Origin of the sequence: Pseudoalteromonas sp. TAB23, assembly GCF_000498075.1 — a bacterium.
In the GTDB taxonomy this organism is placed as follows: Bacteria; Pseudomonadota; Gammaproteobacteria; order Enterobacterales; family Alteromonadaceae; genus Pseudoalteromonas; species Pseudoalteromonas arctica.
In genome coordinates this window covers 988-12,051 of the sequence record NZ_AUTP01000135.1, presented here as the reverse complement: position 1 = coordinate 12,051, position 11,064 = coordinate 988, and the positions used below count along the sequence as shown (strand labels likewise).

Annotated in this window: 13 protein-coding genes (1 of these 13 only partly in view); 6 read left to right on the top strand and 7 right to left on the bottom strand. The window is 38.8% G+C overall.

What is annotated here, in order from left to right; all coding sequences use genetic code 11:
* Nucleotides 1-826: 826 nt before the first annotated feature.
* The 4 genes from L654_RS0105155 (at nt 827) to L654_RS0105140 (ending at nt 2,889) form a co-directional block, all read left to right on the top strand.
* Nucleotides 827-1,039, top strand: a complete 213-nt coding sequence (locus tag L654_RS0105155) for a calmodulin (RefSeq protein ID WP_007585535.1) — start codon at nt 827-829, stop codon at nt 1,037-1,039.
* Between the two features lie 178 nt (nt 1,040-1,217).
* On the top strand, nt 1,218-1,424 hold the full coding sequence (locus tag L654_RS0105150; RefSeq protein WP_024607466.1) for a hypothetical protein: 207 nt from the start codon (nt 1,218-1,220) through the stop codon (nt 1,422-1,424).
* Nucleotides 1,425-1,504: 80 nt separating this feature from the next.
* On the top strand, nt 1,505-1,720 hold the full coding sequence (locus L654_RS0105145; protein WP_002958509.1) for an EF-hand domain-containing protein: 216 nt from the start codon (nt 1,505-1,507) through the stop codon (nt 1,718-1,720).
* A 233-nt stretch (nt 1,721-1,953) separates the two neighbouring features.
* A complete protein-coding gene (locus L654_RS0105140; RefSeq protein ID WP_024607465.1) occupies nt 1,954-2,889 on the top strand; it encodes a PDC sensor domain-containing protein in 936 nt (311 codons plus the stop codon).
* A 35-nt stretch (nt 2,890-2,924) separates the two neighbouring features.
* Here L654_RS0105140 and L654_RS0105135 read toward each other — a convergent pair whose 3' ends face one another.
* Nucleotides 2,925-4,544, bottom strand: a complete 1,620-nt coding sequence (locus tag L654_RS0105135) for a M28 family metallopeptidase (RefSeq protein WP_024607464.1) — start codon at nt 4,542-4,544, stop codon at nt 2,925-2,927.
* 142 nt (nt 4,545-4,686) lie between these two features.
* Between L654_RS0105135 and L654_RS1000000128140 the strand changes: the two genes are divergently transcribed.
* Nucleotides 4,687-4,836 (top strand): hypothetical protein, encoded by a 150-nt coding sequence (locus tag L654_RS1000000128140; RefSeq protein WP_007585545.1) that lies wholly within the window; start codon nt 4,687-4,689, stop codon nt 4,834-4,836.
* Nucleotides 4,837-4,942: 106 nt separating this feature from the next.
* On the opposite strand, the gene L654_RS0105125 is transcribed toward L654_RS1000000128140, so the two are convergent.
* Nucleotides 4,943-5,182 (bottom strand): RNA-binding protein, encoded by a 240-nt coding sequence (locus L654_RS0105125; protein ID WP_007585551.1) that lies wholly within the window; start codon nt 5,180-5,182, stop codon nt 4,943-4,945.
* 256 nt (nt 5,183-5,438) lie between these two features.
* Between L654_RS0105125 and L654_RS0105120 the strand changes: the two genes are divergently transcribed.
* Nucleotides 5,439-6,725, top strand: a complete 1,287-nt coding sequence (locus L654_RS0105120) for a VCBS domain-containing protein (RefSeq protein WP_024607463.1) — start codon at nt 5,439-5,441, stop codon at nt 6,723-6,725.
* Nucleotides 6,726-6,805: 80 nt separating this feature from the next.
* Here L654_RS0105120 and lipA read toward each other — a convergent pair whose 3' ends face one another.
* From lipA to L654_RS0105090, 5 genes are all read right to left on the bottom strand, one after another.
* Entirely contained in the window at nt 6,806-7,771 is a 966-nt protein-coding gene (lipA, locus tag L654_RS0105115) for a lipoyl synthase (RefSeq protein ID WP_002958515.1), read from the bottom strand.
* Nucleotides 7,768-8,421, bottom strand: a complete 654-nt coding sequence (gene lipB, locus L654_RS0105110) for a lipoyl(octanoyl) transferase LipB (RefSeq protein ID WP_010554695.1) — start codon at nt 8,419-8,421, stop codon at nt 7,768-7,770. The genes lipA and lipB overlap by 4 nt, the downstream gene beginning before the upstream one ends.
* A 19-nt stretch (nt 8,422-8,440) precedes the next feature.
* Nucleotides 8,441-8,719, bottom strand: a complete 279-nt coding sequence (ybeD, locus tag L654_RS0105105; RefSeq protein WP_002958517.1) for a DUF493 family protein YbeD — start codon at nt 8,717-8,719, stop codon at nt 8,441-8,443.
* 175 nt (nt 8,720-8,894) lie between these two features.
* Complete coding sequence (locus L654_RS0105100; RefSeq protein ID WP_010554697.1) at nt 8,895-10,058, bottom strand: serine hydrolase; 1,164 nt, start codon at nt 10,056-10,058, stop codon at nt 8,895-8,897.
* 314 nt (nt 10,059-10,372) lie between these two features.
* Nucleotides 10,373-11,064 carry the 3' portion of a septal ring lytic transglycosylase RlpA family protein gene (locus L654_RS0105090; protein ID WP_024607462.1) on the bottom strand. It continues 82 nt past the right edge of the window, so only the last 692 of its 774 coding nucleotides appear in the window; its start codon lies off the right edge, out of view; its stop codon occupies nt 10,373-10,375.

The window sequence follows — 11,064 nt, the reverse complement described above, 5'->3', positions numbered from 1 at the left end:
ATTTGTTCAATCTAGGGGCGATTAAATCGCGGCGCGAGGTTTGTAACCTAGTGGGCTAAGTAAAAACCGAGCAACAAAGAGTTGATCGTCCCTAGAAAGAACCCAAAGGGCAGTGCATGTTTGGTATTTATGCTGCGTTATCGCCTATTTATGGGGAATAACCACACTACATAGGCTCTGCCTTGCCTAAAAACCAAACATACTGCTGCAAATTCACCCACCAAAGATCAACACGCCCTAATAGCGGCACTTTTGCAGATAGCTGGAACACGATATAGGTTTGCTTAACTCAAGCGAACCTATATTTTACGGCGCATTAAGTTATGAACTCAATGCTATAACTTAGCTCATATATCACATTCTTTCTGAGTAATTCGCCATTTGGCAACAAAACAGTTAATTTCAAAATATCCTTCCAAAATTTTTATAATAAATCTCAAAAAAAATGTAACTTACTGATTATAAGCAAATTAATTATTTAATAGTCGCGAATAAATCCTATGTTACTTCCATGTTTATATTCAGTTTATTTTGAAGACTAACCCAAACGCCCCCCTTATTGGCTTTTTAACAAAAGTGTGTCTTTTTAATTAAACTTAACCAATTGATTTATATCGATTTATTGTTTTTAGTTAAATGACTGTTGCTAAATAGCAACAATAACACCTCCCCAAATTAAGCTTCTCTCGTTTTATATCGTTTAACTCTTTGTTTTTGAATAACAAATAAAAAGTGGCACCGAAGTTGTAATAGCTAGAGTGTATTAAGCAAAACGTGATGAAAGCCAAAGGCCTTAATCGCAACAACCCAATGAAGGAATACTATTATGAAAACATTTCAATCAACATTAGTACTAATGGCGCTAGCTTCTTCATCAGCGGCTTTTGCAGCAACAGATTTTGATACGCTAGACGTAGATGGTAATGGCGCAATCAGCCAAGCCGAAGCATCAGTTGATGCTGAGCTTTTAAGCAAATTTGAAGAACTCGATACAAACCAAGATGGTGAGCTATCTGAAGATGAGTTTTCTAAGGCCTAAAATTAAAGCCTTAAGCAGTTTAAGCAGTTAATGCTCTGTAATGTTATCTAAATTCTGAGTTGCCAAAGACAACCTAAGTAGGCAAGGGAGCCTACTAAAAAGAATAACCAGGAAGTGACTAGAGAGCACTATAGAGCAAATTTATTTAGGACACCGCATACTTTTGAAGGATTAAATTATGAAAAAGCTACAATCAACATTTGTACTTATGGCTATTGTTTCTTCGTCAGTAGTATTTGCAAACACAGACTTTGAAACACTCGATGCAGGCGACAACGCTTTAATTAGCCAAGCTGAAGAATCGGCGCAAGTGATAGAGCAATTTGACGAGCTGAATGTTCAAAGTAGCGGTGGTCCGACAGAAAATGATTTTTTTGAATATTAATTTATAAACACTTTACTCCTAAAGGATCTTTGAAAAGGACTTCTTACCCCTAATCAGGCTCAAAGCCTAAGGAAACGATTATGAAAACATTACACAAAACTTTAGCACTTGTAGCCCTAGCTTCTTCTTCAGCGGCGTTTGCTGCGGTAGATTTTGATTCTTTTGATACTGATGGCGACGGCGTAATTAGTAAAACAGAAGCCCAAGTAAACTCGCAACTAGTACAGCTTTTTGATCAATTAGATGCAGATGGAAATGGCGAATTATCTAAAGAAGAGTTTTCGAAGGTTCAGTAACAGGCTCTATATTTAAGTTAGTCGTAAAGCCTTACCAGTCATACTCACAAAGCAGCTAAGTAATTAATACTTAGCTGCTTTTTTGTGCATTTAATTTAATATATTACTTTTTAGTCACCAAAGTAGTGCAAAACTCGAGTTTGAATATCATTAAGTTGCTGATTGTTAAGTTATTTTATTATTGGTTTTAAACTTGCAAATCTATTTATAACTTAGGTTAATGAGTATTTAAAATGGCGCGAATGAGTTATATCAGTAGTGTTGAGCGCTACCACGAATATGAGCATGTAATACACAGCTTACTTGAATCTATTTTGATGAGTATTGAGGATGGGTTAACTAAAGAACGTGATACCCGCTACCTGATTAAGCAGTACCCATTTTTAGAATTACAATATTGTTTAAATGCAGAAGGTTTGCAGCAGGGTAATAATGTCTGCTTTAAACGGGCATATAGCAAAAAACTAGGTGAAAGTGGTAATCAACAAGACTTAAGCGAGCGACCCTATTTTTTGAACGCTAAAACAAGTGATAGAGTGTGCTTTACTGATCCCTACATTTCTATAGCGACTAACCATTTATGTATATCGGCGATTAAACCAATTAATAATCAACATTACTTGGTTGTCGATGTGAGCTTAACGCAGCTTATTGAGTTTGTAATGGGTGATACTGCGCGCGCTAATATGTCGCCTTACTTTAAAGCGGGTTACGGTATTATTGTTGCGTGCTTATTTTGCTTAGTATTATTTTTACTGAATATCGTTTTTAATGATATATACGCGCTATTAACCCATGTAGATACCTCATCAGACCCACTTGAACCCTTTAGTATCATTATTTACATCACCCTAGCATTAGCAGTATTCGATTTAGGTAAAACAATACTCGAAGAAGAAATCCTTATGCATAAGGATATTTTTAGGCACTCATCTACGCGTCGCACTATTACACGGTTTATATCTACCGTGTTGATTGCTATATCAATTGAGGCGCTGTTAACTATGTTTAAAGCGGCGCTGGGGCAATCGGAATATTTAATGCCTGCAATAGCGATGATGCTTGCAGTAGTGGGGCTTTTAATTGCACTGGCTATTTATGTTTACTTAGGGGCAAAGGCCGAAACGCTATTAATGCGGGCTCGTTTAAAACAAAAATCCTCCAAGTAGGAGGATTTTTATATTACATAACTATTAATAGTTATTTATTGCTTATCTTGCGCGCGTTTAGCTTTAAAGTCAGACTCGCTCGTCCACTTTGGCCAATCGCCATTGTTTGCAAGTTGAGTGGCTATATCAACAATAAGATCTATATCTTGCTTAACACCACCTAACGACCAATCAGCAGAGTAGTCGTCTGCTTCTTTATGGTACTTATGCGCAATGTACTCAGGATCGGTATCGCCCAGGCTCATAAATAATAGACTAGGTACACCTTGCTTAGAAAGTGAGAAATGATCAGATCTAAAAAATAAGCCATTTTGCGCTCGAGGATCCATTTTAACAACACGGCCTTGTGATTTTGCAGCCTTTGCTAAATAGTTTTCCATTGTCGATAAATCTTTACCGTATTGTAAAATGTAGTCAGTGCCATCAAGCACGTTCATGCCATCAATATTTAATAGACCGACCATTTGTTTTGTAGGTACAACCGCACCCGATGCAAATTCTTCAGAACCAATTAACCCCGTTTCTTCTGCTGTAAAGTTAGCAAAAATAATTGAGCGTTTAAATGGTTTTTGCTTATTCATTTTGCTCATGATGCGTGCTATTTCAAGCGTGGCTGCAGTGCCTGAAGCGTTATCTACTGCGCCGTTATAAATCTTAGGGCCAGTATCAGTTTGTTTAGTACCAAAGTGGTCCCAGTGAGCGCTAATAACAACGTATTCGTCAGGTGATTCGCTACCTGTAATTTGTGCAACTACGTTATGCGATTTTGCATGAGATACTTCGTTTTTAAAGGCAAGGTTTGCTTTTAAGTTAAGTGGCGTCGCTTTAAAGTCATCATTTAATGCTGCTTGTTTTAAATCTTGATAGTTAAGCTTTGCGGCGTTAAACATTTTCTCAGTCGCATCAAGTGTTAGCCAGCCCATAACCGGTAATTTAGACGCGTTTAAATTGTTATCCATTAACGTGTATTTGGTGCCGGTGTTTGAACTTTCAACTACGCCCCAAGGGTATGCCGCAGGTGCAGTTTCATGAACAATAAATACAGCCTTTGCACCTTGGCGAGCCGCTTCTTCATATTTATAAGTCCAGCGACCGTAGTAGGTCATTGCATTGCCAGTAAAAAGGGCATCGTTTTGAGTAGCAAAGCCTGGATCGTTAACCAGCACAACCACTGTTTTACCAGTTACATCAATATTTTTATAGTCATTCCAGCTATATTCTGGCGCATTAATGCCATAGCCAACAAATACAACGTCAGAGCTTCTTACATCAATTAATGGCTGAAGTTGCTCGGTACGTGCGGTAAAGTCTTTACCTGATTCAAAGCTCAAATCACCTACCTTTAACTGCATATCCTGATTAGCAGTCACCATTGCCATTTTTACAGGCTGTAAGTATTTACCTTTATAAGCACCGGTTAAACCCAGCGCTTTATATTGCTCGCTTAAGTAGCCTACTGTTTTCACTTCGCCATGAGTAAGCGGGCCTCGGCCTTGAAAGTCATCAGAGGCTAGCGTTTTAATATGCTGTTTAATATTGCTAAGGCTTACACCGGCTGTATTTTCTAATGGGGTTTTCTCGCTTGCAGGCTCTGAGCAGCCAAAGAGTGCAACTAGTAAGCTTAGGCTAGCGCTTTTTATAAGAGTAGATGCCATAGTTTTCATATTGTTATTTTATTAGGCTTTCAATATAAAGGAAGCACCGCAGCGATGTCGAATTTTTATAGAGAACTTTTCATTCAATTGCAGATTGATTTTATAAGGTGTATAAATAACGAACAACCTAAGGGAGCACATAATGAGCCAATGTAAAAAAAGTGGGTATTTATTTATAGCTAGTGGCATTGCATTTTTTGCTGCTGCAATATTAGCTGAGCAGGAGACATTTTTTGTGCTGTCTGCTTCTTTTATAATATTGGGCACTATAAGTATAAAAAAAGCGGCTTAATAACCGCTTAGTTTTTTTAGCTAAATATAAAGCTTAAATACAATACTTGGCACTAAAAGCAAAAAACCAGCATTAGCTGGTTTTTTAGTATAAGTTGCAGTTAGCTTTATGCGTCTGCAAGCTTTACGCGGATCTTACTTTTATCAACAGTAGATTGGTTAAGTGCTTTAATGGCGCTTTTACTTTCTATGTCGTTTGGCATTTCTAAAAAGGCAAAGCCTTTAGATTGGCCAGTTTCTTTATCAAGTACCAAGTTGCAGGTAGTCACTTTACCGTGCTCTGCAAATAAAGTACGAAGCTCATGCTCAGTGGTAGCACGAGACAAGTTACGAACTAATAGTTTCATAATGAACCTAAATAATTATGTCAGTACTAATTATCTCAAGTAACTCAGCTTTAACCTAATTTTATTTTAAAACATATATAAATAAACGTTCTATAGGAATAATTGTTTGTATCACACTGAAAAAACATAGCTTTTATAATTTTAAATGGATTGCCATCAAATTGGTCATGTTAATTGGTAATTGAGTTGTGGTTATTTGCATAGTTAATTGGTAAGTTTATGTTTTATTAACTTACTATTAACTATAAAGCTAACAATGCCTAAATATAATCTTAAACTGCGTAATGTAATTACAACCGCACTTCTATCTTGTTTAGTTGTTGGTTGTGGCAGCTCTGGCTCTGATTCTACGGTGCAAAATAATGAAGCGATTACTTTAAAAACTCCAGCAATAATTGGTGGTAATAGCCGAGGCGAAGTTATAAGTGATAGTAATGATGCAATAACAGGCTCATTAACCATTACTGATCAACAATCCGGTGAGGCTGCTTTTATAGCACAAGAAAATAGCGCTACTAGCTATGGTTTTTTTAGCTTAAATGCTGGTGGAAATTGGTCATACACACTTGATGATTTAAACGCTTCAATAACATCTTTAAGTGAAGATGAAACACTGCAAGACACAATAACAGTAAACTCTTTAGATGGTACTGGCGCACAAATTATCATAACAATTGTTGGTGCACCAATAACTCAAGCTGATGGCTTTGAGAGCATCTCGCACGTGTTATTGCAATCAGATGGCGTAGATTCGGGACTTGACGCATACACACTTATTGAAAATGCATTCGGCGAAGGGTCAATTGAATCTCCAGATTTATACGCTGGCAATCATGAAAGTGTTGTCCATATTATCGAAGATACCGATACGATAATTGGTAGCCATTTTGTATTTTTAGCCCACCGAGATGATGACCAAGATAAAGACAAAGGTGCAAGTGACAGGCAACGCAACGAAATAAAAACCTACGATAAATCACCGCAAGAAACACTGGCGTTTGAGGGTGAGACATTTCAATACAGCTGGAAATTTAAAGTAAGTAGCGAGCTTGAGCTTACGAGTAAGTTTAGCCATTTTTTTCAAATAAAAGCCCGTAACGAGAGTAACGACAACACCAATGGTAATGACGATCAGCCTATTATCACTCTCTCAGGAGCGCAAAAAAATAGTACAGGTAATCAACTACAGGTTCGATATAGCGCAGGGTTTGATGAAAACGGCAACAGCACGGGTCTTGATAAAAACTTAATTGAAACCGACTGGTCTTTAATTACAGATGAATGGGTCGAGGTATTTGTACAAGCTACATTTAGTGAAAGTGGTAAGCTTAATATGACATTAACGCGCTTAAGCGACAACGCAGAGATATTTAATATAAGCGAGCAAAACATAGATATGTGGCGCGGCTTTAATGATGATGATTTTGCTCGTCCTAAGTGGGGAATATACCGCTCAATTGTTGAAACCGACAGCCTTCGAGTTGATGAAGAACGTGTTAGGTTTGCTGATTTTTCTATCACAAGAGGTAAGTTAGCGCAGTAAGCTATTTTATCAATTAGCATGAAAAAGCCGTTAATAATTATGCATTATTAACGGCTTTTTTTATTCTTTGATAAAAGTGGTTATTTTACTTCTTTGCCCGCTGCCTGTTGATCAGCATGGTAGCTTGAGCGTACAAACGGACCTGAAGCCGCGTGAGTAAAGCCAATTTCGTCTGCATACGCTTTTAAGCCGTCAAACTCTACTGGTGGCACGTAGCGTTTAACCGGTAAGTGATGCTTAGAAGGTTGTAGATATTGGCCTACAGTTAGCATGTCAACGTTGTGTGCACGTAAATCGCGAAGCACTTCTTCAATTTCGCTAATTTCTTCACCTAAACCTACCATTAAGCCTGATTTAGTTTTAACTTCTGGGTGAGCTTCTTTAAAGCGACGAAGTAATTCTAATGACCATTTATAGTCAGCACCTGGGCGAGCTAGTTTGTATAAACGTGGCGCAGTTTCAAGATTGTGGTTAAACACATCTGGTGGCGTCTCGATTAATATCTCTAATGCGCGGTCCATACGACCACGAAAATCAGGTACTAAAATTTCGATAGTGATAGTTGGATTATGTTTACGAATCTCGCGAATACAATCGGCAAAATGCTGTGCACCACCATCACGTAAATCATCACGGTCAACTGAAGTGATTACAACGTAGCTTAGCTTCATATCTTTAATAGTAAGTGCTAGCTTTTCAGGTTCAGTGGCATCAGGTTTTAATGGGCGACCATGGGCAACATCACAAAATGGGCAACGACGAGTACAAATAGCACCTAAAATCATAAAGGTAGCTGTACCGTGGTTAAAACATTCAGATAGGTTAGGGCACGAAGCCTCTTCACATACCGAGTGTAAGCCATGCTTACGTAGCGCTTTTTTAATGCCGTCAATGCGATCGGTTGATTTAGGTAAGCGAATTTTTAACCATTCTGGCTTACGCAACATTTCAGTTTTTTCTGTAGGTAAAACTTTTACTGGGATCAACGCCATTTTTTCTGCGTCGCGTAGTTTTACACCTGGTTCCATTTTGACTGGTTTATTCATTCGTTTTCAAACCCTTCAGTATGCTTAACCTGTGTTGCATTAAGCTTCTTGATCATGTGTTTCACCAATCCTTCACCTGCACTTTCTAGGTTTTGAGGACCATCTAATTCTTTAGTTTGCACCATATTCATGCCCGCATAACCACATGGGTTAATGCGTAAAAATGGACTTAGGTCCATGTTAACATTTAATGCTAAGCCATGAAACGAGCAACCACGACGAACCCTTAACCCAAGGGATGCAATTTTGCTGTCGTTAACGTAAACACCGGGTGCATCAGCTTTAGCATAAGCTTCAATACCATACTCGGCGAGTGATTCAATAATGCACTCTTCAAGCCATGTAACCAGTTCACGTACACCAATCTTTAAACGACGTAGATTAAATAATACATACATCATTTGCTGGCCAGGGCCGTGATAAGTTACTTGTCCGCCACGGTCAACTTTAATCACCTCAATGTCGCCAGGAGCTAGTAAGTGTTCGTCCTTACCAGCCTGACCTTGGGTGAATACACTCTCGTGCTCTACAAGCCAAATTTCATCTGGCGTATTTTCATCACGGGTGTCGGTAAAGTCCTGCATTTTTTGCCAAATTGGCATATAACGCTGACGACCCAGTTGGCGTACGATCAAAGTGTTTTCGTTCACAACAAATCCCAACTATGGCTTAAAGCATGTGGCGTACGTCATCAATATTGCTGATCACGTTGTAAATTTCTTCAATGTGTTTGCCACTAGTAACCGTTGCTACAAGGCTTACTGACTCGTAATTACCTTTGCTGCTTGGTTTTACTTTAGGGGCGTAATCGCCAGGTGCTATTGGTTGTAACTTAGCTAAAATTTGATCAGTTAAGTTTACATTAGCTAAACCCATTATTCTGAATGTAAATGGGCAAGGGTACTCTAGGTACTCATCAAATTTAGTATCTTTAACAGGTTGAACCACGACGGTGACTCCTCATACAAAAGTGTGGACTCTATGCAAGCTCGAAGCTTAATACAGATAGGCAATTAGCAGTCTTGCTTATATGGGGCGCATTCTAACATTTTTCAAGCAAAAAAAAACGCCTCACAGTGGAGACGTTTAAATTAGTTACCCACGTTAATAGGGGAGCTATAAATTACTGCATGATCTGTAAACGTAAGTAATCATAAATTTTGCTAAAGAAGCTGCCTTCTTCCACTTCTTCAAGTGTTACTAGTGGGTATTGAGCAATATCTTCGCCCTCTAGTTGTAAGAATAACGTACCTACTTTAGTACCTTTAGCAAGTGGTGCTTCAAGCGTGTTATCTAGCTCAAAGTTAGCTTTAAGGTTTTTATGCTGACCACGTGGGATAGTAATCGGTGTATCTTCTAAAATACCTAAAGATACATTTTCTTTGTTACCCATCCAAATACGTTGTTCTGCAAAGCTATCGCCTGCTTTGTACGGAGTAATTGTTTCATAAAAACGAAAACCATAGTTAAGTAGTTTTTTACTTTCTACTTTACGAGCACGTTCGCTGGTAGTACCCATAACAACAGCAATTAAACGCATATCGTTTTTAGTTGCTGAGGTAACTAGGCTGTAGCCAGCTTCTGATGTATGACCAGTTTTAATACCGTCAACATCTAAGCTTTCGTCCCACAATAATGAGTTACGGTTATATTGCTTAATGCCGTTATAAGTAAACGATTTTTGCTTATAAAGTGCATATTCATCTGGCACATCACGAATAAGTGCAGCACCAAGTGTCGCCATATCGCGAGGCGTTGTGAAGTGCTCGTCAGTATCAAGGCCGTGGCTGTTGATAAAGTGGCTGTTGCTCATACCTAATTTAGCAGCATGGGCATTCATTAAATCAGCAAATGCGCTTTCGCTTCCAGCAATATGCTCAGCCATTGCAACACATGCATCATTACCTGATTGGATAATAATACCGTGGTTAAGCTGATCAACACTAATTTGCTTACCTACTTCAATAAACATCTTTGAAGATTCTGGGAAGTTTTTAGCCCATGCTTTTTCGCTTACCGTTACCATATCGGTAGTGGCAATATTACCTGCTTTAATTTCAGTACCAATTACATAACTGGTCATCATTTTAGTTAAACTTGCAGGTGCTAGCTGTGTATCAGCTTCACCTTCAGCAATAACTTTACCTGTTGTAAAGTCGACTAAAAAATAACCTTTCGCATTAACTTGAGGTGGTGCCGGAATAATTTGGGCGCTGGCTGAAAATACGGCGGCTGTACAAACTAGGCCGCATACACCTTTGAGGATTTTATGTTTAATAGATTTCATCATACTCATTAATGGTTAAAGTTAAAGATTCGCGTTACGCCATTCTATACCCAAACTACCCCGAGATGCGAGTTTCAGTTGGAGTTAAAAACGATTTAGGCAAGGCATTGATTGCAAATAATAGTTACTCTATTGTTCAAATCAATAACGCAGTATAAATCGTTTTTAAACCAACCCTTAGGGCGTTTCACTGGAGCTTACTCTCTGTGTTGTTACTTTTTAAAAGGGATTACCATTTCTACAAAGTAACGCCTAGATATTAAGCCCCAGTGCAACGCTGAATTCTGCATCCTGGGGTAGTTTGGGTATTAGTCTTACTGAGTGTAAAGCAAGAACGCGTTTTGAAATTGATTTTGTTTTAATTTTTTTAATACTTCGTCTGCATGAGGGGTATCTTTTATTGGCCCTAAATGCAGTCTGTAAATGTCGTCTTTTTGAACGATATTTGTTGGTAATTTGTATTGCTCTCGCAATGTGCTGGCAAGCGCTTCAATATTAGCAAGTGTACTACCTGCAGCTACCTGAATATAGGTTTGACGCGCAGTTGCGCCCGCAAGCGTAACGGCTTCTAGCTTAACCTTTGCTGTACCATGGGTGTAATAGCCAAGCTTGTAAGCGGCTGCGTACGAAAGGTCAATTATTCTATCGTCATGAAACGGGCCCCGGTCGTTCACGCGTACGATTACCGATTTACCATTTGCTGTATTGGTTACTTTAACAAAGCTAGGTAGTGGCAGCGTTTTATGCGCTGCGGTCATGGCAAACATATCGTACGTTTCACCATTTGAGGTGTGATAACCATGAAACTTACGACCATACCAAGAGGCAATGCCTTCTTCACTAAAGCCTGTCTCATCAAGCATGGGCGAATAACTTTTACCAAGCACTGTATATGGGCGGCTAGCGCTGGCGCTTTTAGTTACTTCGGTAACTATAGCGTCTTGCATCTCAAGTGTAGTCGGGGCTCTAAGTGGTGCTGCATCATGGCGCATGCTATAACGGCTAC